Source organism: Roseibium album (genome assembly GCF_965233825.1).
Classification (GTDB): Bacteria; Pseudomonadota; Alphaproteobacteria; order Rhizobiales; family Stappiaceae; genus Roseibium; species Roseibium album.
The window spans coordinates 6357687-6380743 of the sequence record NZ_OZ247583.1 but is presented as its reverse complement, the minus strand read 5'-3'; the positions used below and the strand labels follow the sequence as shown (position 1 = coordinate 6380743).

Here is a 23057-nt window from a genome sequence, read left to right as displayed (position 1 = left end):
GGTGTTCAGGGAAAGAGCCTGATCAGGAACAGGGTAATTACCGGAAAGCTGAACAGAACCGCAACGCGAATGATGTCACTGATCAGAAAGGGCAGCACGCCTCTGAAGGTGTCCGAAATCCGGACGTCCACCGCCATCTTGTTGATGATGAACACGTTCAGGCCAACCGGTGGCGTGATCAACCCTACCTCCACAACGATCAGCGTAAGGATGCCGAACCAGATGGCCGTTTCCTCAGGGCTCATTCCGAAATCAAGTGTCATGATGAGAGGGAAGAATACGGGAATTGTCAGCAGGATCATTGCCATGCTGTCCATCAGGCAACCTAGGAACAGGTAGAGTACGAGGATCGCGGCGACGACCACAAGCGGCGTGAAATTGCCATCGACAACGAAATTTGCCAACAGGATCGGGAGCTGTGTGAGTGCAATGAAGGCATTGAAGAACTCGGCACCGAGCAGCACGAGAAAAATCATTGCCGATGTGATCGCGGTGCTCTCGATCACTTCCATCAGCGCGCGAAATCCGAAGTCCGGTTTGAAGACGGCAATGAGTCCGGTTCCGGCAGCCCCCACGGCAGCCCCTTCGGTCGGGGTGAACCAGCCCAGGTAAATGCCGCTGAGCATGAAGGTGAAGATCAGCACGACATGCCAGATATCCTTGAAATATCCCAGGCGCCCCAGCATCGAGACCCGTTCGCGAGCGCGGCCCGAGCTCGGGTAAAGCCGAACAAAGATCGCGATTGCAAGGATATAGCCACCGGCCGCGAGGAGGCCTGGGACCAGTGCAGCAAGGAACATTTTCGCAATATTCTGTTCGGTCAGGATCGAATAGATGATCAGTATGACCGAAGGCGGAATGAGGATACCCAGCGTTCCGCCCGCAGCTAGCGCACCTGTGCTCAGCGAGCCGGAATAGCCAAGCCGGCGCAGTTCCGGCAGTGCGACCTTGCCCATCGTGGCAGCGGTGGCTAGCGAAGAACCACAGACAGCTCCGAAGCCTGCGCAGGCGCCAATGGCAGCCATTGCGACGCCGCCGCGCCTGTGGCCGAGGCAAGAACTCGCGAATTTGAACAAGGCTTCGCTCATGCCTGTGCGCGAAGCGAAATTCCCCATCAGCAGAAAGAGCGGAATGACGGAAAGCGAGTAGTTGGAGAACAGATGCCAGGCACTCGTCTTGACCTGAGAGAAGATGGGTGACCAGCCCGCAATCATTGCAGTGCCGGCGCTGCCAACGACAAGCATGGCCAATCCGATCGGAACACGAAGGGCAAGCATGATGAAGAGCACCGGAAAGGCGACGATTCCAAGGGTCTCGCGGTCCATTCTTCAGATCCGTCTCATTGTGCGCTGGAAGCTGTTGTACGCGGTGTAGAAGCAGCAGATTGAAAGAATGAAGAAAGAAAACGCGACGGGCAGGAACGGGATCCAGACCGGTGTCCGCAACAACATCGTTTCTTCACTGTAACGAAACATGTCCTGTGCCCCGTAATACATGCGCCATGTGAAAAAGCTCGCGACCAGCGCATACAGAAACGCGCTCAAACCGTCCAAAAGAGCATTTACACGTGGTGGCAGACCTGCGGTGGCGAAGTCCACAATCACATTGCCTCTGCGCAACTGGCAAAGGGGCAGGAAGGACGCAATCGCGACTGCACAGCCCATCTCGACCAGTTCGAAATCCCCCAACAGGGGGCTGGAAAAGAGGAAACGGCCAATGATGGAGACAAAGCTGATGCTGACGATGACCAGCAGCACAATGCCCCCGAGACCCGCCAGGACCACCGCGACACGCTCCAGCATGCGCCCGACCGGGTCGATCGGGCGCTTGGGGTGACCGGATGTCATGTCCGACCGGTCTGGTTCAATTGTCATACTTGGTGACAAGATTACGTGCGGTGTCGATCAGCATGGCACCATCCATGCCTTTTTCGTTTGCCTCCGCAATCCAGGCTTCAACGAAAGCATCACCGGTGGCCTGAAGCTGTTCAAGTTCTGCTCCGGAGATTTCATGGAATTCTCCACCTGCGTCTTCGGCCAGTTTGCGGGCAGGCGCCTCAAAGCTGTCCCATAGCTGACCGGCCATCTGTGCCAGCGCCAGCCCGGAATTGTCGTCGATGACCTTTTTCTGCTCATCGGTGAGCGACTCGTATTTCGCCTTGTTCATCAGGAACAGGAACGGAGTTGTGTATAGACCACGGTCCCCGGTAACGACGGAGTGCGACTTGGTCAGTTCTTCGAGCTTGAAAGAAGGCATGATTTCCCAAGGCACCACCATGCCGTCGATCACACCTTTGGACAGCGATGGCGCAACCTGTGGAACCGGCATCCCGACCGGTGTTGCGCCGAGTTCTCCGAGCATCTGACTGATGACACGGGTCGGACCGCGCATTTTCAAGCCTTCGAGATCCGAGGCCGACTTGATCAGTTTGTCCTTGGTATGGATTTTCCCCGGGGCATGCACGAACACTGCCAGGACCTTGTAGTCCTTCAGGTCTTCTGCTCCGACTGTTGTCATGTATTCATGCACGGCCTGCGAGGTCGCCTCGGCGGAGGCAGGCATGAATGGCAGTTCGAAGGCTTCCAGGTGCGGAAAGCGGCCGGGCGTGTATCCACCCACGGTCCAGACGATGTCGACAACACCTTCGCGAACCTGGTCAACAAGCTGTGGCGGCTTGCCGCCAAGTTGCATCGAGACATACATCTCGACGTCGATTTCTCCGTTTGATTCCTTTTTCACCTTTTCTGCCCACGGCTTGACGAACTTGGCATTGGAGTTTGCAGGCATCGGCGGGAACGAGTGAAACTTGAGCGTTACGGGCTCGGCATACGCGCTTCCAGCAAGACCTGCGCCTAGCAACGCAGCTGCAAGCAACCCTTTGAATTTCAACATTTGGCTTCTCCTCCTCTGAAGTCAATTTATGCAGTTCTTGGTATCGGACCTGACGTCTCTTTTTTTCTGGAAATGTGTTCAGCGACTGATGATTGCGCATGCTCAAGCTGCGGGCTGAGCCGCAAGATCATCTCAGTCAAACTATCGGCCCGGGAAACCGGTACAGACGCTGCGACATATCGATCGCGCCGAACAAGAAAGGCATGTCCGACATGGAATTTGTAAGGTTCGGACGCGAAAAACCGGCTTTGATCCCTGTAAATCGGGAAGTCCGCCGAAACCGGGTTGGTGCATTCCGGAGTAAGACCAACAATGGAAACGCCCAGTTTCCGGAATTGAGCCCGCGCCGTTTCGGAAAGGTCAGTGTCCGGCGCCTTGGAATACAGCAGCACTACGGGTCTGTCGGGCAGTACTTCATCCAGCAGATGATGGGTGCGGTCCGGATCGGCAACAACTGGCTGCGGGATCATTCGACCCACCACCGAATGTTTGCTCCGGCGAACGCCATGCTGGATCAGCCCCTGTTCAAATCGTGGTTTGGGCTTGTATTTCATCTGCGCAAAGTAATCCCGGGCGGGTGGATAAAGCGCGAGTGCGTGAAAACCCGCGCGGATCAACGATCCTTGCAGGCGTGAAGCGGGCATCATCACCTGCCCCATACGCAGTGCCAGCTGAATCAGCGACCAGGCGTGAGGCTTGCGTTCGGTTTGGTAACTATCCAGCAGATCGGTCGACCCGGTTGCGTGCAGGGTTTCGGCAAGCCGCCAGGCCAGACTATGCGCGTCGCGCAGTCCACTGTTCATTCCTTGCCCTGCGAATGGAGGCGTCAGGTGTGCAGCATCTCCTGCAAGAAAAACGCGCCCTTCACGCCAGCGTTCTGCAATCCGGGCGTGGAACGTATAGACCCTCACTCGCCGGATTGGTTCTTTTGCATCGGGTCCGGTTTCTGCAAGCAGGCGGCGGACAAAGGTTTCCTCTGTCACCTGCTGCGGATTTTCACCCTTTTGCAGCTTGAATTCGTACCTGCGTACGCCATTCGGGCCGGGCAGGGTGATGCTTGGCCGAGAGGGATCGCAATGCACCTCGGTGTGGAAGCATCTGTTTTGCGTGGACAGCAGATCGACGATCAGCCAGGGCTCCTCGAATGTCGTTCCTTCCATCTTGATGTCCAACGCCTTCCGAATTGCCGACCGGCCGCCGTCGCAGGCCACCATGTAGCTCCCGGTCACTGTGCCGCTTTCTGAATCCGGAAAAGTGACGGTCGCCTTTACGGCTTTGGATGTCTGAGAAAATCCGGTGACCTCTGTTTCGAAATGCGCGGTGACGTTGTCGTGGCGTTCGAGAGCGGCACGCAGAATTGCCTCGAACTCGGGCTGTTGGAACGCGTTGCGCTTGTCGAATCCGTATTCCTTGATGAACGGTTTGACCGTTGCAAAAACATTGCCGTTCGGACCCTTGTAGATCGACCCGTAACCTCGCGAACAGATTGCACCAACTTCATCAGAAAGCCCTGCGGCCTGCAGTGAGCGCATGGATTCATCATCGATGGACACGGCCCGAGGTTCATCAACCGTGCCGGCATTGCGTTCGATGATTGTTGTGCGCACGCCCATCGTACCCAGCAGGTTGGCCAGGAGAAGCCCGGTCGGGCCCGCTCCCACAATGATCACGTCCGTATCAGAGGCGTTTTTCGGCACTACACGGCATCCTCTCCCATGACCGGGTTTCGCAGAGTGCCGAGGCAGCCAATCTCTACCTCCACCGTATCGCCGGGGAAGAGGTAGACCGGCGGGGTTCTCTTGTCTCCGACGCCCCCTGGTGTTCCGGACACGATGACGTCTCCCGGGGCCAGCGGTGTGAAGGTGGAGCAATACGCGATCAATTGCTCGACCGGGAAAATGAGATCGGAAAGTTTTGCATCCTGCATCACTTCACCATTCAGCCGTGTCTGAATGGGCAGCCTGGTATAATCGCCCACTTCGTCGGTGGTGACCATGTACGGACCGAATGCACCGGTGCCGGGAAACGTCTTGCCCGGAGTGAAAAGAAATGTATGCCGTTGCCAGTCCCGCACGGACCCTTCGTTGTAACAGGCGTAACCGGCGACGTGGCTCAAAGCTGTTTCTGCAGGGATGTTGCGCCCACCCCGGCCCATGATCACGGCCATTTCGCCCTCGTAGTCGAATCTTTCGCTCACGCCGGGCTTGATCATCGCCTGCCGATGACCGACCTGCGAATCTGCATAGCGGGTAAACACCGTGGGGTATTCCACATCCGGCCGCCCGGTTTCCTGCTTGTGTTTCTGGTAGTTCAGCCCGATGCAGAGTATTTTCGCTGGATCGGGAATGACCGGCAGAAAGGTGATGTCCGACCAGCCCAGGTCCGGGTGCCGACCCGATGCATAATCGGCAGCTGCCCCCAGCATTTCGGCGGCGATTGCCTGTCGCAGTGTCACCACTTCGCCAGAAAGCCGACCTGTAAGATCAATAACGCCGCCGTCGACAACCACGCCGAAGCCGCTTGATCCTTCACGCAAGAAACTCAATAATTTCATCTGTTCCCCGGATCCCCAGTTAAGAGCGCAAGATTGCGCGGCCCCATTTGTTCAATGTGCGTGGATGTTGCGGCCAGTCGACAACCTGCCGGTCATAGATGACCTCCAGTTCAGCCGAGACCTCGATCCAGTTCCCGTCGGGGTCTTCTATGAAAATGAAAAGGTTGTTTCCGGGACCATGGCGACCCGGGCCCCACATCAACTGAATATCGCGGTCGGCAAAGTGGTCGCACCAGTCCCGGATATAGTTCCAGTCACCCGCTTCGTAGGAATGGTGGTCAATCCCGTTTCGATCTGATTTGAAACAGGCGATCGTGTGGTGTTCGTGGTTCGAGGTGGTAAACGCGGTTGCAAGATCGCCATCGTCGTGCAACACGCGATCAACCAGTGAAAACCCCAGTTTTCCGCAATAGAAATCGACGAAGGCGCTCACGTCATTTGAAGCAAATGTAAGATGCTGCGTCGGGCCCTGAATGCCCTTGCGTGCGATCGTGTCCGGCTTTGCCAATCCGAAACAGATCAGGTGACCGTTCGGGTCCCGAACCGCAAATGCATCGTCGCCAAAATAGGGTGACGGGCTTTGAAGGATCTCAAGTCCCTCGCTTCCTGCGCGCGCGGAGCGCCGCGAGCCCGTCGGCATTTCGGCATGCCATACCCGCGAAAGAGAGTTTCTTGTCCTCGCCGGCAACAATGATCATTCGACGGCCGGGTCCTTCACATCGCCACTCCGCGTCCGAGATCTTTGCAAGGCCCATGTCCATTGCATCCGAATAGAACTCGGCCAGATGGGAAGGGGTGGAACTTTCAAGTGCCAGATGATGAAGGTAGGCCGCCGCCTGTACTGCTGTTTGAGTCACTGATACCCCCGGGAACAGAATTTCCAGGCAGTATTCTCATATTATGATATTTCTGCAAACAAAAAATGCAAATTAGTCGTATTTTATGGAAATTCCTCAATTCCTATCTGGACGTACCCGGCACGTTCCCTAGGGCTGCAGCATTCCCTTGTGCGCATCCTCCATGAAGTTTTCGATCAACTTGGCATTGCTGGTCAGCAGCGAAAGAAGCCTGGGTTTGATGCTCTCGTCATAGTCCTTCGTTGCCAGAATCAGACTGAGTGATGCATTGATTCCCAGAGATTGATTGCGGACCAGTGAGGCCAGCCCGACGGCGCCCTTGTCGAGTTCGCCACTGGTAATCGATATCCCGCGCTTTTTGATGTTTTTCAACTCTTCGGTCAGGGATTGGCGTTCTTCCGGGTTTTCCGGCCCCACTGCATCAAAGAGCTGTTCACGCCGGCGGCCAGGCAATCCTGCCAATATCGCCTTTGACGTTGCACTGAGCAGGATGGGCATGGGACGCCCACGCTTGAAACTCGTTTCCTGCGTGACATCGGAAGAATGCGCATCTGCGACGCACATCACCCTATTGCCGTAGAGACGTGCCAGAACGGCCGAGCAGGATACACCAGCCTGTTCGACCAGTGTTTCCAGGAAAATGGCACCGGAACGGACGAGTGGGTCACTGGCGCGCATGGAATATTCAAATTCCAGAAACGCCGGGCCAAGACGGTAATGGGCCTCGATCGTACTTTCCAGAAAGCCGGCTGCCACCAGCTCCCGGACGGTTCTGTAAACCGTGCTCTGCGCCCCGCCCAACTCGTGGGCGATGTCGATCGCTGTCCAGGAACTGCGTTGATGAATGAAAAGCTTCAGAATGTTGTCGTAGCGATCAAAGCCTGCCAATTGGATTCTCTCGATTTCTAAAAGATTCCCATTAAATGAGAATTTTGTATTTGAATTCAGCCAGAATATCACTCTAGTGAGCAAAGCATAAGTTGGCCACTTGGGCTTTGAACCTGAACTGGAAAAATTTCATGTCGAACGAAGCACAACTGATCTTGCGGAAGAGGCTCGCGCCAAAAGTACTTGTTACGGATCCAGCGATCCTGGAAACCTATCGGGGAGACTGGATGGTTCCGTCGCTTCCCGGAGCGGAGCCATTGGGTCTGACACGTCCGGAAAATACGCAGGAAGTGTCCGAAATCCTCAGTCTGTGCAATGAGTTGTCCATACCCGTTGTGCCTCAGGGAGGGCGCACGGGTCTTGCCGGCGGGGCAGCCCTCTTGCCAGGGTCCGTCGGGATTTCGCTGGAAAACATGTCTCGGGTTGAAACTGTCGATGTCACCGCTGCAACAATGACGCTGGAAGCCGGCGTCACGATGAAGGCAGCGCAGCTGGCGGCGGAGGAGGCAGGCCTTCTCTTTCCGCTCGATACCGGATCGCGTGACAGCTGCATGATTGGCGGAAACCTCGCAACGAACGCAGGAGGCAACCATGTTCTCAAATATGGAATGGCGCGTGATCTGGTTCTTGGCCTGGAAGTCGTACTGGCCGACGGAACCGTGATGTCCTCGATGAACACTATGCTCAAGAACAACGCCGGGTATGACCTCAAACAGCTTTTTATCGGAAGCGAGGGAACTTTGGGCGTCATCACACGTGCAGTGTTGCGCCTTTATGATGCACCGTTGCACAGGGATACAGCCTTGTGCGCGGCTCCGGATTTTGACGCTGTTAGAGAGGTTGTCCGTCGCGTACGGAAAGCGCTCGGAACAGATCTTTCAGCCTTTGAAGCCATGTGGCCGGAGTTCTATGGATTTGCAACAAATCATGCCTTGAAGCCGCCCTTGGACCACGGCCTCGGATACTATCTGCTGATCGAACAGGAGCGACGATCAGATGAGGCCATGCGCTTCGAAGAGATCTTGGCGTATTGCATCGAAGATGGCCTGATGGTGGACGTGTTGATCGCGCAGTCCGCTCGCGAAGCGGAGACTTTCTGGGCCATCCGCGATGCTTCCGGCGACCTGCAAACCCGTTTCTGGCCAAATGCGAATTTTGATGTCTCCATTCCAATCACCCGGATCGATGGCTTTGTCAGTTCTTTGCGCGGGAGGCTGGAAGCGCGTTGGAGCGATGCGAAGCTGATCGTGTTCGGTCATGTGGTTGACAGCAACATCCACCTTGCTGTTCAGGTTCGCGAAGACCCGTTTCCCCAGGCCGAGATTGATCTCGTTGTCTATGATTGTGTTGGAGAATTTGGCGGATCTATCTCGGCTGAACACGGCATAGGAACGCTGAAAACCGGCTATCTAGACCGTTCGCGGAGCCCTGTTGAGATCAACATGATGCAGCAGATCAAAAAGGTTCTTGATCCTGGCGGTATCCTCAATCCCGGCAAGGTTTTTCCGTTGCCGGGAGCCGTCGCGTGATCCCCGCATCCATCGATGACCTGCGCGAGTTGTCGCGCCGGCGTATTCCGAAACTGGTTTTCGACTATCTCGACGGGGGCAGCGGGCCCGGACTGGGTGATACGGCATTTCAGCAATGATCTGGACCGTGCGATGGCGCTGCTTGGGTGCCTGACCTGTGATGACTTGCGGCATGCGGAAGTGTTGGCAGGCCCGGTCCTATGATTAGTCCAGGTCATACAGTGCCTCGATTGTCTGATCGACCCTTGCCTCGATCAGCATTGGGCCCTTCCGCTCAAATGCCTGCACGAGAGCATTTTCCAATGACGCTGTGTCCCGGGCCACCTGCGCCGTCATGCCTTGGCTTGTGGCGAGGCAAGCGAAATCGATGCCGTCAATCTCTATCCCCGGCACCTTGTCACTCTGAAACAACTCGCTGAATGCACGCATCGCACCGTACCCGCGGTTGTTCAAGATCAGTATCGTGACCGGAAGATCACGCTGCGCGATGGTCCAAAGCGCTTGTGGGGAGTACATCGCCGAACCGTCGCCGACGATGGCAACAACACGGTCGAATTTTTCTGAAAGCGCAATGCCTGCCGCTGCCGGGACAGCAAATCCCAACCCGCCGCTGGACATTGCAAAATATTCCCGGTGCAAGGTATCGGGGACAAACGTTCTGAAGGCGTTTTTGTGCGACGGAGCTTCCTCCACGAGTGCGGCGTTTTCTGGTAAGAATGCGTTGAGGGTTTCCAGGACGCAATCGGCACTGAAACGCGAACCGGTCGTGGTCTGCGGGGCCGGTCGGAGTTCTTTTTTCCGGTGCTTTCCGGGTGATGTCTGCTGCAGCAAAGCCTCGATAGCCAAGCGCGGCGAACACATTGTACTTTGTACGCCGAACGCGCTTGCCACGGCGTCCGGATTATCATCGAACTGAAAGACCGTGGGCAAGTTTCCAATCACCGAAAGATCACCAGAGACGTGGAACGCGAAGGCGGGAGCGCCGATCACGACGCTGGCATCATGTTTTTTCAGCTCTTGAAGCAAGGGCCTTGGCGCAGCGGGGAGGTGGCCGGCAAACAAGTGGTGTGTTTCATCAAAAACCGACCGGCTCGCCATGGGGGCGGTGTACACTGTTGCGCCGAGATGTTCGGCCAGCTTGATTGCTGCCCGCCTTGCGCCGCTGCGGGCAACACCCGGTCCCAGAACCAGAGACGGATTTTCAGTTCTCGTCAAAGCGGACACGACATTTTCAACCGCCTGGACATGTGGTGGATGTTCGTCGCTCCGATGTAGCAGATGCGGCATATCGGCCGGGCAATTCCAGTCATCCATGGGAATGGAGACAAGCACCGGGCCACGCGGATGCTGCATCGCAATCGTGTGAGCTTTCAGCAAGGCGAGAGGCACATCCTGTGGACGTGCCGGCTCGCAGCTCCACTTCACATAAGGCTTGGGCAGTTCTGTTGCTTCCATCGAACCCAGGAAAGGACGCCTGAGCAACAAGTCGCGGCTCTGTTGTCCCGCCGTGATGATCATGGGTGTTTGATTGAGATACGCGGTGTAGATACCACCCATCGCATGGCCGACACCCGCAGCGGAGTGCAGATTTACAAATACTGCTTCACCTGAAGCTTGCGCATATCCGTCCGCCATTCCCACGACGGACAGTTCCTGCAGGCCAAGGACATAGTCGAAATCATCTGGCCAGTCCTGAAGAAAGGGGATTTCCGTCGAACCCGGGTTTCCGAACACTTTCTTCAATCCTAATTCACGCATCAATTCGCGCGAGACATCACGGACGTTCATGTCAAACTTTCTTTCCTTGTTTGGTGCTTTTTCCAGCCACGCGTCGCTTCATCTCGCGTAAACTTCGGTAGGCGAATTCGAATGGATCCAGCCGCTCCTTTTTTTGGCGAATACATCAAGGCAATTACCATTCTCAATCAGGGTAAAATGTGACAGAATTCTCATAAAATGGTAATTTAGTTATTTATAGGCTTGTTTTTTCCTAAAATCTGGCAGAAGAATAAAGAGGCTTTTTGAACGTACCGCGCCTTGAAAGTTCTGAAGGGTTGGGAAGAAATTGGCGATCTGTGCACTGGGATATCTGGGAGTGCGATCCGACAATCTTGATGATTGGTCGGAGTTCGCCGGCGGACTTTTGGGGATGCAGAAGGTCGATGCAGGTGGTCAAAACCTGAGCTTTCGCATGGACGACCGGAAACAGAGACTGGTCGTGGCGAATGAACCCGGCGATGCGCTTTCCTTCATGGGCTGGGAAGTTGAAACCGCAGACGACCTTCAACGATATGCGCAAAGGCTCGATACCGCGAACATAGCAGTTCAGCCAGGCAGCCGTGACCTGGCTGACCGCCGTTTCGTTGAGCAACTGATCCAGTTCGATGATCCGGCGGGTAACAGGATCGAGCTGTTTTACAAGCCGATGGTCACAACCGATCGTTTTGTGCCGGGTCGCCCGCATAGCGGATTCAAGACCGGAACACTCGGTATGGGGCACGCGGTCTTGTGCGTTGCTGACCCGGATCTTCTGGTGCCCTTTTACACGGACCTGCTCGATTTCCAGCTGAGCGACTACGGTCTCAAGCCTGTTCCTCTCTATTTCTTCCATGTGAATGGACGTCACCACAGTTTTGCGCTCGTGGGGGGAGGCAGCGCAGGCTTTCATCATTTCATGATCGAGTTCGGATCGCTCGATGATGTGGGTCAGGGGCATGATCTTGCCATCGAACAAGACCTGATCGCTTACACGCTCGGACGTCACACGAACGACTGGATTACCTCATTTTATGCACGTTCCCCGTCCGGTTTCTTTGTCGAAAGCGGGTGGGGTGGGCGGATAATCGATCCAGCTGCATGGGAACCGCATGAGACGAGTGTCGGTCCCAGTTTCTGGGGACATGACCGACCATATCTGCCCGAAGAATTGCGGCGGAAATTCAAGGAGAAGCGTCTTGAACTGGCCGCAAGGGGAATTCAGGCGCCACCAATCGTGGACTGTCCCTGGCTCTATGGCGAGATCGCGAAATCCGGTTGAAATCAGGACGGTCGGGCAGAATGACAACAAGCGACACTGACTTTGACGTTGCGATCACCGGTCTTGGGCCAACCGGTGCAGTGCTGGCTGCGCTGCTCGCTGACATGGGCTGCAGGGTCCTGGTTCTGGATCGGGAAGCCGACATCTACGATCTGCCGCGAGCGGTGCATTTCGATGACGAGGTCATGCGCGTGTTGCAGTGGATCGGAGCCGCCGATCGCTTCAAGGACAAGTTGATTGTCAACAAGGGCATGCGCTTCGTCGACAAGAACAACACCGTGCTGCTGGACTGGCCGCGTCCACAGGAGGTGACGTCGAACGGGTGGTTTGCCAGCTACAGATTTCATCAGCCTGATCTTGAACGTGTGTTGCGTGATAGCCTGCGCGAGCGCGACGGAGCCACCATTTTGCTGTCGCACCAGCTCGACGCCCTGCAGGATATGGGTGACAAGGTCCTGTTGCGTTATGTCGACAGGTTGAGCGGCACGGTCCATCATGCCACGGCCCGGTTTGCAGTCGGTTGTGACGGTGCAAATTCCACTGTCAGGCGCATCATGGGCTCACAAATGAACTCTTTGGGATTCAAGCAACGCTGGCTCGTCGTCGACGTCATGCTGAACCATGAGATGCCGCAACTGGGTGATTTTACGCTGCAATATTGCGATGCCGACACACCGGCAACCTATTGCAGAAACGTAGGCCTGCGACGCAGGTGGGAGTTTGCACTGCCAGATGACCAGACCGATCAACAGGCATCGGAGATCTCGAACGTCTGGCAGCGCCTTTCGAGGTGGCTGGAACCCGAAGATGCGCAAATCGAACGCCGGGCAATTTATACATTTCGATCCGAGGTCGCCGGGGTCTGGGTGAAGGGGCGGTTGATGATTGCCGGCGATGCGGCGCACCTGACACCGCCCTTCATGGGGCAGGGCTTGTGTGCGGGGATCCGGGATGCGGCAAACCTTGCCTGGAAACTTGCCCGGTGTTGCCGCGACGAGAGTGAAATCCCACTCTTGAAGACCTATGAGACGGAGCGGAAACCGAACGCGGCAGAATACATCGGTACAGCCGTGCGGCTGGGCGAATTGATCAACCGAATGGGCAACTCAGGCAAGGCAGAAAGACCGCAGCAAATGCAGGATTTGCAGAACGTCATAGGCCCTGGAATAGGGAGAGCCTCCGATCCGGCCAGGGGCAAAACATTCTCTCAGCCTGTTCTCAAGAACGGAAGAAAACTGGATGACGAGATCGGCCATGAACTGGCACTGATCACGGTTGATCCCGTCGAACCGGGTGAATTCCCTCTGGACGTACGGGTGATCGATGCGCGTATTGAACCGTCGCTGGCAGATTTGTTGGGTGCTATCGGTGCCACGAGCGTCCTGTTGAGGCCTGACAAACGTATCTTTGCAGTTGCCAATTCACCCGACCAAATCAAGGTCATGCTTGTCGAGGCCGCCGAGCAGTTTCGAAATGTGAACTGAGTATCGCGGTATCAACGACCGGTCGACGCGCTTCGCTCATTTGCAGTCCGGATCTCGTTCAACCCGGACCTTCTGGTCCGAATGCGAATATCTGCCCGATTTTGCGTGAACCTTGAAGGGGATGACCACAGGGCCTGAAACGGGGCGGCAGTCCGCCGCACTCAACAGACCCCTGCCGGGCCCAACTCACAATCTGCTTCGTTGAAACACTGCAACAAGAGGTTCCCGCCCGGTATCAGGCGGGATTGCCTCATTAGCATTGTCCTCCAGGCATCATCTGTCCGGTCGCTCAGAACTCGACGACCGCACGAATTGATTTGCCTTCGTGCATCAGATCGAACCCATGGTTGATCTCTTCAAGAGAAAGCTTGTGAGTGATCATCGGGTCGATCTCGATCTTGCCGTCCATGTACCAATCAACGATTTTGGGCACATCAGTGCGGCCCGAGGCACCACCGAATGCGGTACCGCGCCAGACGCGCCCGGTAACCAGCTGGAAAGGGCGGGTCGAGATCTCCGCGCCAGCCGGAGCAACACCGATGATCACGCTCTCGCCCCAGCCCTTGTGTGCGGCCTCGAGCGCTGTGCGCATCACCTTCACATTGCCGGTCGCGTCAAACGTATAGTCAGCGCCGCCCCCTGTCAGTTCGACCAGATGCGCGACAATGTCACCCTGGATTTTTGACGGGTTCACAAAATCGGTCATGCCAAAGTGCTTGCCCATCGTGGCCTTGTCGTCGTTGAGGTCAACACCAACGATCTGATCGGCGCCTGCCAGACGCAGGCCCTGGATGACGTTCAGCCCGATGCCGCCCAAACCGAACACGATGGCGCGTGAGCCGATTTCCACCTTGGCGGTATTGATCACCGCACCGATACCTGTCGTCACGCCGCAGCCGATGTAGCAGATCTTGTCGAATGGCGCGTCCTTTCGGACCTTTGCAAGCGCGATTTCCGGAACGACGGTGTGGTTGGCGAAGGTCGAACAGCCCATGTAGTGATGAATGGGTGTTCCATCGAGCATGGAAAACCGTGTCGAGCCGTCAGGCAGCAGGCCCTGACCCTGGGTGCTTCTGATCGACTGGCAGAGATTTGTTTTGGGATTGAGGCAATAATCGCATTCACGACATTCGGGCGTGTAAAGCGGAATGACATGATCGCCCACCTCGAGACTTGTAACGCCTTCACCTATCTCGATGACGACGCCAGCGCCCTCGTGGCCCAGAATTGCAGGAAAGATACCTTCTGGATCATCTCCCGAGCGGGTGAACTCGTCCGTGTGGCACAAGCCGGTGGCCTTTATTTCCACCAGCACCTCTCCGGTGCGCGGACCTTCAAGATTAACGTCCATGATCTCAAGGGGTTTGCCTGCCTCAAGGGCTACGGCGGCACGTGTACGCATAGTCTGCCTCCAAATATTTCGCTTGCATTGAGAATAAAAAATTCTCATGATTTGATAATCAGTCTTACAATTTGAGAAAGATCCGTCAACATGCACCTTGAACGACTGATCAATCTTCTGGAGATCATCGCTGTTGCCGGGCGTCCGGTTTCTGTGCTCGAGGTGCAAAAGGCAACGGGCCTGCCAAAGCCCACCTGTTACAGGCTGGTGCAGACACTGGTGGAGAGAAAACTCCTGGATCAGCCTTCCGACGATGGCCACTACGTTGTCGGCGAGCGCCTGATCCGGATTGCATTGCTGGGAAAATCGGATGTCGATGTCCGCCGCTGCGCCGCACCACTTTTGAAATCTGCGGCCACCAATTTCAACGAAACAGTATTTTTGGCACGATTTCGCGACAGCAAGGTCGAGATCATTCACGTGGAGACCCCGGACGATCCGGGCCGCGCCTATATTCATCCAGGCCTGGGTGAACGCCCGATGCATGCCTGTTCATGCTCGAAAGCGATTGCCGCATTCGCGGAACCTGAATTTCAGGAGAAAATCCTGTCCCGCAGCATGAAGCAATATACCGAGCACACCAAGATCACCGAAGCTGAGCTTCGGGCTGAATTTGAGGAAATATCCGAACGGGGCTTTGCCGATTGCGATCAGGAGATTGACCTGGGCATCGCGAGCGTTGCTGCGCCGGTTTCAATCGGGAATATCGGCGCCACCTTCAGCGTCGGTGCCGTAGGACCCATCCGCAGGTTTGAAAAGAATTATCGCCATGAGATCGGACGAAAGCTGACCGGTCTCTCGGACAAAATCAGTGGAGCAATCCAACTCTGCAATGTCGCGGAGGTCTGAGCGTTGCACTGGTTTTTGGCCCGATAGCGGGTTCGATAATGCGTGTCCGAAAACGGGCATTGTTACTTGAAAGGGAGGAATAACAATGAACCTCAGGCCAGATCCTACATTTCACGCATCACCAAAACTTGCCATGCAGGCACCAGTGGAAAACTACGCCTTTACGGTCATGCTCAGCCCTGATGGATCGCAATCAGATGGCATTGCCGTAGTCGACCTCAAGCCGGATTCCGACACTTACGGCCAGATCGTGCATCAGGTGATCGTGCCCAATAAGGGTGATGAGTTCCATCATTTCGGCTGGAACGCCTGTTCATCGGCACTGTCACCACTATCGGGTCACGCATTTCTTGAAAGGCGCTACCTTATCGTGCCCGGCATCCGTTCGTCGCGCATCTATGTGATCGACGTCAAGGAACCGCTGGAAGCCAAGATCCACAAGACAATCGAGCCCGAAGAGGTCTTTGCCAAGACCGGATACTCACGACCTCACACAATTCATTGTGGCCCTGAAGGCATCTATGTCAGCTGCCTGGGTGGACGCGGTGAAGACGGTACCGGCGGACCTCCCGGCATCTTCATCATGGACTGCGAAACCTTCGAAATCATCGGGCAATACGAGATGGATCGGGGCAAGCAGGACAAGCATTATGATTTCTGGTGGAACCTGCCACAGGATTACATGGTGAGTTCGGAATGGGGGCTGCCGCCGCAATTTGAGAACGGGATCGTCCCGGAGGACCTGCTGTCCAACAAATATGGCCACTCGATCCACTTCTGGGACCTGCGCAAGCGCAAGAACATCCAGACAATGGACTTTGGCGAGAACTACCAGATGGCGCTGGAAATCCGACCGGCCCACGATCCGACCAAGTCATACGGGTTTTGCGGCGTCGTGGTCGACACGACCAACCTGCAGGGCGCAATCTTCACCTGGTGGCGTGACGATGACGGCAAGTGGCAGTCCAAGAAGACGATCACCATAGATCCGCGTCCTGAAAAGGCGGAAAACCTGCCGCCACTGCTGCAGGGCTTCGAGGCTGTCCCGCCGCTCGTGACGGATATCGACCTCAGCCTTGACGACAAGTACCTTTACGTCGCCTGCTGGGGATTGGGAGAGATGCATCAATATGACGTCTCCGATCCGATGAACCCGGTTCTTGCCGGAAAGGTTGAACTGGGTGGCATCGCGCGGGGTGCCAAGCATCCCAATGGCAAGGATTTTGCCTATGGCCCGCAGATGGTCGAGATCAGCCGTGACGGCAAACGCGTTTACTGGACCAACTCGCTCTATTCGACATGGGACGATCAGTTCTACCCGGAGTCCTCGGGCGGCCAGATGGTCATGGCCCGTGTCGGCGAGAATGGCGGACTGGAACTCGACAAGGATTTCTACATCGACTTCCCGGACGGTTTGCGCGCGCATCAGATACGGTTGGAGGGCGGTGACTGCTCGACGGACAGTTTCTGCTACCCTTCGGTCTGACACATGCCCGAACTAGCAACGACGACGGCCCTTTGGTGGGCCGTCATCATTTCCGGAATCTATCACGGCATCAATCCCGGCATGGGATGGCCCCTGGCCGTTTCGGCAGCGTTGATGGAACGCGACCACAAGGCGCTGCCAAGGGCGCTTGCCATGCTGGCATGTGGGCATTTCCTGGCGATGATCGGCATATTGCTGCCTTTCTCGCTGATGCTGTTCCTCGTCGAATGGGAAGTTGAAATCCGCATCGGAGCAGGGCTTCTGGTGATTGCGATGGGGGTGTATCTGCTTGTCAATCGCAGGCATCCGAAATTTTTGGCACGCGTGCATCCCGCCCGGCTGGCCTTCTGGTCGTTTCTTGCGGCCATGGCCCATGGGGCAGGCCTGATGCTGGTTCCGATCTATCTGGGTATCTGCGAGGTCGGCAGGGATGATTCCGGCCATCTGGCGGCCCAAAGCCTGATGAACAACAATGTCCTGACGGCCTTTCTCGTTGCCGCGGTGCATACGCTTGCCATGATGGTCTCCGGAGGGCTTATCGCCGTCACCGTATACTTGTGGCTCGGTCTGAAATTCCTGTCAAAATCCTGGTTCAATCTGGACCTGGTCTGGGCCCTGAGCCTGGTCGTCGTCGGCGTCTTTGGCATTTATTCCGCCTATTACGGGCATTGATCCAAATTGATCTGCGTCTGGAAGTCATGCGCCGGCTTCTTCACAAGGGCCCGGGTTGTCCGGATACTCGTCCAGTCTCATTTACGAAATCAGGCAACCCGGATCCCCTGAAGAAATCTGTCGACTTCATTGCGCAGTGACTCTGACTGTCGTGACAGGTCGCCCGCCGAAGACAAGACTTGCGCTGCTGCTGCACTAGATCCAGCCGCGGATTGATTGACCTCGCCGATGCTGTCCGAAACTTCTTGCGAGGCAACGGCGGCCTGTTGCACATTTCCGGCAATCTCACTGGTCGCAGCGGATTGCTCCTCGACGGCTGCGGCAATCGAAGCGGCAATCTCGTTCAGGTCACTGATGGCGGAAGTGACCTTGCCGATTGCTTCCGCCGACGTTTGTGTCGAATCCTGAATGGCATTAATCTGCTCGCCGATGTCCGTGGTCGCACTTGCAGTCTGAGACGCCAGATCCTTTACTTCCGAGGCAACAATAGCAAAACCTCGGCCGGCCTCACCAGCACGTGCGGCTTCGATCGTGGCATTAAGCGCAAGAAGGTTTGTCTGCTCAGCAATGTCCTGAATGAGGGATACAACAGCACCTATCTTTGTTGCAGCTTCTGACAGAGCGCCAACTTTTTCGACTGTTTCCTCGGCTTCTGCGGAAGCCGCCTGAGCTTTTCTGGATGAATCCTCGGCCTGACGACCTATCTCCTGGACCGAGGCGGCCATTTCTTCAGTCGCCGCCGCGACGGTTTGCACGTTACTGTTTGCCTGATCCGACGAGGTTGCAACCACGCCTGCCTGCATACTGGTTTGCTCAACCGTGCTGGTCATGGATTGCGCAGTTGTCTGTAGTTCGGTCGATGCTCCCGACACGGAATTGATGATGGAACCGACCGCCCGTTCGAAGTCGTTGGCAAGATCCTCCATCATGCGCTTCTTTTCAGCTTCAGCCTCCAGAGCGGCATTTTGCTGTTCCTGTTCAAGTGTTGCCGCCCGGATCATGTTTTCCTTGAAAACCTGTACGGCCTTTGCCATCTCACCGATCTCGTCACGCCGTGCCACGGAAGGGACTTCGGTGGAGATGTCGTTCTCGGCCAACCTTGCCATGGCACCTGTCATTCCGGTCACCGGGCGCACGATCGAGCGAGCCGTCAAATAGCTGACTGCGACACCCAACACCAGACCGAGGCCGAGCAGACCCCAGACCAGCCTGGTCAGACTGTCGACGCTCGCTGCAATGTTTTCCGCGTCCTGCGTCATGAGTGCGCGTTGATTGTCGACCATTCCGCCACCACGGATGCCGTTGTCATCCTTTGCCCCGACAAGCGTCGTGAGCAGCTTTCCGGCACGAGGTGCAGCTTCGTGTTTGAGGGCATAGTTGGCGGCGTCCCACCGCTCAGACCCCCTGATTCCAAACATTTTTGCAGGCAGCGGCGCAAAATTTTCGCGCGACGCCAAAAATCGCTCGAACGCTTCAAGCTGGTCTGGCTTGAGTTGATCCTTGCTGCCGGTCAGGTCCTCGAACCTCTTTGAATTCTTTACCCAGAGCGTTTCGAAATTTGCCTGGAAGTCTTTGTCGCCGGTCAGCAAGAATGCCCGAATGTTCGCCAGTGAAAGACCAAGTGTGCCTCGCACATCGGCCATCATGCCAAGCAATTTCTTGCGTTGGTGCTCGTCGCTGGCTGGTGGCAAATTGCCTTCGATATCGATCATCTTGGTGATGTCCGCGACCATTGATGCTGCAAGAGGGGCCGCCTCCTCGATCAAGATTTTTGTCGCAGGAAACTGATCTGGACTTTTCGCCAGAGCCTCGACCTGGTTCTGGGCTTCGGCGAATTCGTCAAGAACAACCTTGAATGCGTTCCATGAGTCAACGTTCTCCGGATTGGTCCAGTTCGTTGACAGCTCATCGATCTTTCCACGCAGTTGTGCAATGTTTTGCCAGACCGCTTCCCGCTCGACCTTGAAGTCCGGATTTCCCGTCAACATCCATCCACGCAACGCGGCGAGAGTCCCGTAGATGTCCCGAACCATGGATTGACTGCTGTTTGATGTGGGAATTCTCAGTCCGTCGAGCCTTTGAACGTTGGTTTCGATTTGCCTGACGCTCACGAGTGTCGTCACCACCGAAACAACCAGAACGGCTACAAGCGCAAAACACCCGGCATAGATCCTGCCACCAATTTTGACATTGAACATTCCCACTGCTCCCTCCAGCAACGGTTGAATGCAGCACCAGATCAATGAATAATGTGATCTGTCGCATACAATTTTAAGTCGATTTTATTAGAGTTGCTCTAAGTAAATTTATGATTAAGTAAGAAAGTATTTGATGATATTCATGCGTTAGTAAAATTAACTAGTAAACAGCCTATTGTTAATTTTTAGGTCCTTAAATATTTCTACATCACATGTATCGCCCGCTCGTTTTTTACCGATTAAACACTAGGGAATTCGGTTCGAGAATGGTGTGACCGAGCGTATCGTAAAGACCATTGACCGGGACTGTGAAGACTGTTCATTAAATGTTTGGTGTAGCGCGATGCGCAATCGAATCGAATGCTGATTGCGATGGTCTCCGGAGGGTTTGTTGCTGTCACCGGATACCTGTGGCTCGGTTTGAAATTCCTGTCAAAGTCCTGGTTCAATCTGGACCTGGTCTGGGCCCTGAGCCTGGTCGTCGTCGGCGTCTTTGGCATTTATTCCGCCTATTACGGGCATTGATCCAGATTGGCCTGCATCGGATGCGAAAAGCTACACATCCTTGATGCAATAACGGGGCGCGTATTGTCAGCTGTTGCTTTGTCGTCATTACGCCGGTTCATCAGCCGCCGAGCCTGATTTGCATATCCACCAGAATGAAAAAGGTGGGTCGATTGCAGGCTGCAAAAACGAAAATGCAATCTTTGGCAGTTGAGAATTTAGCCCCGTGACGTGCAGTTCATGGTGCCATCGGGAAGGTGGCGAATTGGCTCGGACAGAAGAATACCAAGCCAGGAGGCATGATTGCCATGCTTGTCCAAAAAAATGCGGAAAGCGGACGTGGACATACCAAGTTGTCAGTCACGGTCGTCTTGAGTGCAGCAGTTCCTGTGGTTATTACACCCCTCCTTGCTAGTTGACCCATCCAAGAACGTTGCGAATTACTGACCAACGCGATGTTGCAACGGCATCTCTCCTACCTTCAATCCAATATTCCTCAAGTTCCTGAATGCCGCCGGTTTCACGTTCAATCAGTAACCAAGTGTTCAGGGCCTTCAGCAGCAGTGGGCTGTCCTTGGCCGTCAGGTAAACTATGGGTACGCGGGTCACTGGCCTTGGTACAACAACCGAAAAGCGCGGGTAGAGTAGGGTCCAGGCAGCGCCTTCTTCGGCCGTATCAATGAATGCATCTGCACCTTTTCCTTCGTTTTCAAAGTAAGCCTGTTGCTCTTTGAATCCCTTGAGTGGAACAAACTCAATCGTGGGAAGACTGGTCGCGGCTGCTCGTGGCAAGGAGTGATAACCACTATACGCGAGCTTCATGTCCTCGGAATCGACAATGTCGGCCCAGGTCTCATAGTTTTTGCGCTGCTTTTCGGGAACAACCAATGCGAGCGTTGCAAGACTGAGCGGGGCCGTCTGCAAAGTCGTTGTCGTCCGATCCAGGGAAACAGTCGTCGAATTGAAGACGGCATCGCAATATCCCGAATCCAGTTTGTCCGGAGCTTTGCTGACTTGATCAAGAGGCAGGAAGATCGGCTCCAAACGGGATCGAAGCGCAAATCGGTGCGCCATTTCAACGTCGAAGCCTACCAGTTTGTCAGCACTGTTGAAAAACGACAGGGGATAATTTCCGGGGATGTAACAAATCCGGATAGAACCTGACGAAACGATGTCGTCGTAGGATCTTGGACCACCGGGCAAGGGGGCTTCCGGTTCCTCGATATAAACGACCGCCTCAGTCTCCGTACCAAGCAACTGTGCTTCGGACAGGACGTCGGCGGCGGTGTAGGGCACCACAATGAAATTGGAGTAGACCACCCGGAACCCCAAAAGAAGTGCGATTGTGACCAACAGGCCAGGCACCAAGCCTTTCAAAAGCACAGGAAGTCGAAACCATATTTGTCGCTGAAGCGCGAAAGTACCAATCAACGCGATTGTGGCGTAGTGCATCGTACCCACGAGAGACGAAAGCCTGCTGCCGATAAAGTCGATGGATAAAAATACACCGAAAAGACTGGCCGGGAGATCTACAAGTTCAAGCGTGAACGGGATCGAAATCGCTGTGCCACCGAAGAGACTGGCAATGCCTCCTAGAACCATAGTGGCGTATTGCGAGACATCCATAGGGGCGCCGACATACCAGCTTCCAAACACGACGAAGCCGAGCGCAAGAACGCTTCCAACGGTTGGAAAACTGTAGAAAGTTGGAATGAGAACATCCACGGAAGACTGAACTTCGCGTTCTTCTTCGGCCTCGTCCTGCGACTGCAGTCTTGGGCGCTCGTCAGTGGACTCGTCAATCAGGCGCTTGCAGGCTTCAGCAAGCATCGGGAGTATGACGAGAGTGCTCCCGGTTGCGAATGCAGTCAGCATCGGTGCACGTAATGTGCGCAAAATTGCAAAATGCCTAAGTGGAGTGATGCTCGAGACAATCGCAGGCAAGAGCCAAAGCGCTGCAATAAGCGCAAGGGCAGCGGAAACCACGACATGGACCTGTAATCTAAAAAGATCATCCGCGCTGACCGTGCCGGCCAGTGCTGCAACCAGAGCAAAAACTCCGATCGGCGACAAACGGGACACCACGCCAGTGATCCTGGCGAGCGTGTCGCCCAACACCAGCAAGGGCTCAATGATCAACTCCCGCCGTGGTGTCACCGTCAGTGCCAGGCCTACAAAGATGCTGAAGACTACAACTGCCGGAACAATTGCGTTGGCCATGGCGTGGAAAGGATTGGAGGGAATGAAAAGCAGCAGGAAATCGACGGGCGTGCCTGCCTCGAGAGAAGATTTTTGAAAGAGGGATCTCTGCGGCCAGTCTGGAAAGGCGAGCGGCATTGACAGAACGAGGCAAATCCCCAGCAACCAAAGAAGTCCAAGCACTCCGCCGCCTGTGCGGGCCAATTTGCCAATTTCGGCGATCTCGAGTCGGCCAAGACCCGTTATCAACGCCACCATGATGTACGGAATAACGGTGATCTGTAGAAGCCGTATGAAAGCTGTTCCGACAAAATTCAGTGGCGCGGCAAGCTCCCCCAAAAAGAGACCGGTAAGAAGGCCTGCGCCCAATCCGATCAGCACCTGAAGAGCGAGATCAATCCTGCCTATGCGCATCGGGGTGTTTCCATTTGCCCTCGCATTTCAAATTGCAATTCAGGTGCTTGTTTCCAGGTTGCGCATTCGATTCATGAGGGTAACGTACTCAG

General features: G+C 55.3%; 20 protein-coding genes. 8 read left to right on the top strand and 12 right to left on the bottom strand.

The window, feature by feature from the left end; all coding sequences use genetic code 11:
• Positions 1-5: 5 nt before the first annotated feature.
• The 8 genes from ACO6TI_RS29335 to ACO6TI_RS29300 form a co-directional block, all read right to left on the bottom strand.
• The gene (locus ACO6TI_RS29335; protein WP_104701234.1) at positions 6-1325 is read right to left on the bottom strand and encodes a TRAP transporter large permease; all 1320 of its coding nucleotides are present in this window, start codon (positions 1323-1325) and stop codon (positions 6-8) included.
• Positions 1326-1328: 3 nt separating this feature from the next.
• Positions 1329-1874: a TRAP transporter small permease gene (locus ACO6TI_RS29330; protein WP_082442695.1), complete on the bottom strand. Its 546-nt coding sequence runs from the start codon at positions 1872-1874 to the stop codon at positions 1329-1331.
• Positions 1864-2892 (bottom strand): TRAP transporter substrate-binding protein, encoded by a 1029-nt coding sequence (locus tag ACO6TI_RS29325; protein ID WP_055110927.1) that lies wholly within the window; start codon positions 2890-2892, stop codon positions 1864-1866. The genes ACO6TI_RS29330 and ACO6TI_RS29325 overlap by 11 nt, the downstream gene beginning before the upstream one ends.
• 26 nt (positions 2893-2918) lie before the next feature.
• Positions 2919-4589, bottom strand: coding sequence for a bifunctional 3-(3-hydroxy-phenyl)propionate/3-hydroxycinnamic acid hydroxylase (locus ACO6TI_RS29320; protein ID WP_197000569.1), 1671 nt, complete (start codon positions 4587-4589; stop codon positions 2919-2921).
• Positions 4589-5446 carry a fumarylacetoacetate hydrolase family protein gene (locus tag ACO6TI_RS29315; protein WP_197000570.1) on the bottom strand — a complete coding sequence of 286 codons (858 nt, stop codon included), beginning with the start codon at positions 5444-5446 and terminating at the stop codon, positions 4589-4591. Before ACO6TI_RS29315 ends, ACO6TI_RS29320 begins: the two co-directional genes overlap by 1 nt.
• Before the next feature lie 19 nt (positions 5447-5465).
• Entirely contained in the window at positions 5466-6086 is a 621-nt protein-coding gene (locus ACO6TI_RS29310) for a VOC family protein (protein ID WP_422383896.1), read from the bottom strand.
• A complete protein-coding gene (locus ACO6TI_RS29305; RefSeq protein WP_422383895.1) occupies positions 6037-6303 on the bottom strand; it encodes a hypothetical protein in 267 nt (88 codons plus the stop codon). Before ACO6TI_RS29305 ends, ACO6TI_RS29310 begins: the two co-directional genes overlap by 50 nt.
• Positions 6304-6432: 129 nt before the next feature.
• Entirely contained in the window at positions 6433-7191 is a 759-nt protein-coding gene (locus ACO6TI_RS29300) for an IclR family transcriptional regulator (RefSeq protein ID WP_055110934.1), read from the bottom strand.
• 131 nt (positions 7192-7322) lie between these two features.
• Here ACO6TI_RS29300 and ACO6TI_RS29295 point away from each other — a divergent pair, with 131 nt between their 5' ends.
• Positions 7323-8720, top strand: coding sequence for an FAD-binding oxidoreductase (locus tag ACO6TI_RS29295; protein ID WP_422383894.1), 1398 nt, complete (start codon positions 7323-7325; stop codon positions 8718-8720).
• Positions 8717-8839 carry a hypothetical protein gene (locus ACO6TI_RS29290; protein ID WP_281930521.1) on the top strand — a complete coding sequence of 41 codons (123 nt, stop codon included), beginning with the start codon at positions 8717-8719 and terminating at the stop codon, positions 8837-8839. The genes ACO6TI_RS29295 and ACO6TI_RS29290 overlap by 4 nt, the downstream gene beginning before the upstream one ends.
• Positions 8840-8924: 85 nt before the next feature.
• On the opposite strand, the gene mdlC is transcribed toward ACO6TI_RS29290, so the two are convergent.
• Positions 8925-10508: a benzoylformate decarboxylase gene (gene mdlC, locus ACO6TI_RS29285; protein WP_197000572.1), complete on the bottom strand. Its 1584-nt coding sequence runs from the start codon at positions 10506-10508 to the stop codon at positions 8925-8927.
• Positions 10509-10785: 277 nt separating this feature from the next.
• On the opposite strand from mdlC, the gene ACO6TI_RS29280 reads away from it, so the two are divergent.
• Positions 10786-11757, top strand: a complete 972-nt coding sequence (locus ACO6TI_RS29280) for a VOC family protein (RefSeq protein WP_209013737.1) — start codon at positions 10786-10788, stop codon at positions 11755-11757.
• A 20-nt stretch (positions 11758-11777) separates the two neighbouring features.
• On the top strand, positions 11778-13241 hold the full coding sequence (locus tag ACO6TI_RS29275) for a bifunctional 3-(3-hydroxy-phenyl)propionate/3-hydroxycinnamic acid hydroxylase (RefSeq protein WP_422383893.1): 1464 nt from the start codon (positions 11778-11780) through the stop codon (positions 13239-13241).
• A 289-nt stretch (positions 13242-13530) separates the two neighbouring features.
• On the opposite strand, the gene ACO6TI_RS29270 is transcribed toward ACO6TI_RS29275, so the two are convergent.
• The gene (locus ACO6TI_RS29270; protein WP_196878906.1) at positions 13531-14643 is read right to left on the bottom strand and encodes an S-(hydroxymethyl)glutathione dehydrogenase/class III alcohol dehydrogenase; all 1113 of its coding nucleotides are present in this window, start codon (positions 14641-14643) and stop codon (positions 13531-13533) included.
• A 90-nt stretch (positions 14644-14733) separates the two neighbouring features.
• Here ACO6TI_RS29270 and ACO6TI_RS29265 point away from each other — a divergent pair, with 90 nt between their 5' ends.
• From ACO6TI_RS29265 to ACO6TI_RS29255, 3 genes are all read left to right on the top strand, one after another.
• Positions 14734-15492 (top strand): IclR family transcriptional regulator, encoded by a 759-nt coding sequence (locus ACO6TI_RS29265; RefSeq protein WP_104701244.1) that lies wholly within the window; start codon positions 14734-14736, stop codon positions 15490-15492.
• A gap of 85 nt (positions 15493-15577) precedes the next feature.
• Positions 15578-16978, top strand: a complete 1401-nt coding sequence (locus ACO6TI_RS29260; protein WP_055110949.1) for a selenium-binding protein SBP56-related protein — start codon at positions 15578-15580, stop codon at positions 16976-16978.
• 3 nt (positions 16979-16981) lie between these two features.
• The gene (locus tag ACO6TI_RS29255) at positions 16982-17650 is read left to right on the top strand and encodes a hypothetical protein (RefSeq protein ID WP_422383892.1); all 669 of its coding nucleotides are present in this window, start codon (positions 16982-16984) and stop codon (positions 17648-17650) included.
• Positions 17651-17739: 89 nt separating this feature from the next.
• Here ACO6TI_RS29255 and ACO6TI_RS29250 read toward each other — a convergent pair whose 3' ends face one another.
• A complete protein-coding gene (locus ACO6TI_RS29250) occupies positions 17740-19848 on the bottom strand; it encodes a HAMP domain-containing methyl-accepting chemotaxis protein (protein WP_055110953.1) in 2109 nt (702 codons plus the stop codon).
• 360 nt (positions 19849-20208) lie between these two features.
• Here ACO6TI_RS29250 and ACO6TI_RS29245 point away from each other — a divergent pair, with 360 nt between their 5' ends.
• Positions 20209-20373 (top strand): hypothetical protein, encoded by a 165-nt coding sequence (locus tag ACO6TI_RS29245; protein ID WP_158510313.1) that lies wholly within the window; start codon positions 20209-20211, stop codon positions 20371-20373.
• A gap of 390 nt (positions 20374-20763) precedes the next feature.
• Here ACO6TI_RS29245 and ACO6TI_RS29240 read toward each other — a convergent pair whose 3' ends face one another.
• The gene (locus ACO6TI_RS29240) at positions 20764-22965 is read right to left on the bottom strand and encodes a cation:dicarboxylate symporter family transporter (RefSeq protein WP_055110955.1); all 2202 of its coding nucleotides are present in this window, start codon (positions 22963-22965) and stop codon (positions 20764-20766) included.
• Positions 22966-23057: the final 92 nt, after the last annotated feature.

Coding starts and splice junctions, on each gene's coding strand:
- ACO6TI_RS29335 (WP_104701234.1), bottom strand. CDS start 1,325: ATGGACCGCGAGACCCTTGGAATCGTCGCCTTTCCGGTGCTCTTCATC.
- ACO6TI_RS29330 (WP_082442695.1), bottom strand. CDS start 1,874: ATGACAATTGAACCAGACCGGTCGGACATGACATCCGGTCACCCCAAG.
- ACO6TI_RS29325 (WP_055110927.1), bottom strand. CDS start 2,892: ATGTTGAAATTCAAAGGGTTGCTTGCAGCTGCGTTGCTAGGCGCAGGT.
- ACO6TI_RS29315 (WP_197000570.1), bottom strand. CDS start 5,446: ATGAAATTATTGAGTTTCTTGCGTGAAGGATCAAGCGGCTTCGGCGTG.
- ACO6TI_RS29310 (WP_422383896.1), bottom strand. CDS start 6,086: ATGCCGACGGGCTCGCGGCGCTCCGCGCGCGCAGGAAGCGAGGGACTT.
- ACO6TI_RS29295 (WP_422383894.1), top strand. CDS start 7,323: ATGTCGAACGAAGCACAACTGATCTTGCGGAAGAGGCTCGCGCCAAAA.
- mdlC (WP_197000572.1), bottom strand. CDS start 10,508: ATGAACGTCCGTGATGTCTCGCGCGAATTGATGCGTGAATTAGGATTG.
- ACO6TI_RS29275 (WP_422383893.1), top strand. CDS start 11,778: ATGACAACAAGCGACACTGACTTTGACGTTGCGATCACCGGTCTTGGG.
- ACO6TI_RS29270 (WP_196878906.1), bottom strand. CDS start 14,643: ATGCGTACACGTGCCGCCGTAGCCCTTGAGGCAGGCAAACCCCTTGAG.
- ACO6TI_RS29265 (WP_104701244.1), top strand. CDS start 14,734: ATGCACCTTGAACGACTGATCAATCTTCTGGAGATCATCGCTGTTGCC.
- ACO6TI_RS29260 (WP_055110949.1), top strand. CDS start 15,578: ATGAACCTCAGGCCAGATCCTACATTTCACGCATCACCAAAACTTGCC.
- ACO6TI_RS29255 (WP_422383892.1), top strand. CDS start 16,982: ATGCCCGAACTAGCAACGACGACGGCCCTTTGGTGGGCCGTCATCATT.
- ACO6TI_RS29250 (WP_055110953.1), bottom strand. CDS start 19,848: ATGTTCAATGTCAAAATTGGTGGCAGGATCTATGCCGGGTGTTTTGCG.
- ACO6TI_RS29245 (WP_158510313.1), top strand. CDS start 20,209: ATGCTGATTGCGATGGTCTCCGGAGGGTTTGTTGCTGTCACCGGATAC.
- ACO6TI_RS29240 (WP_055110955.1), bottom strand. CDS start 22,965: ATGCGCATAGGCAGGATTGATCTCGCTCTTCAGGTGCTGATCGGATTG.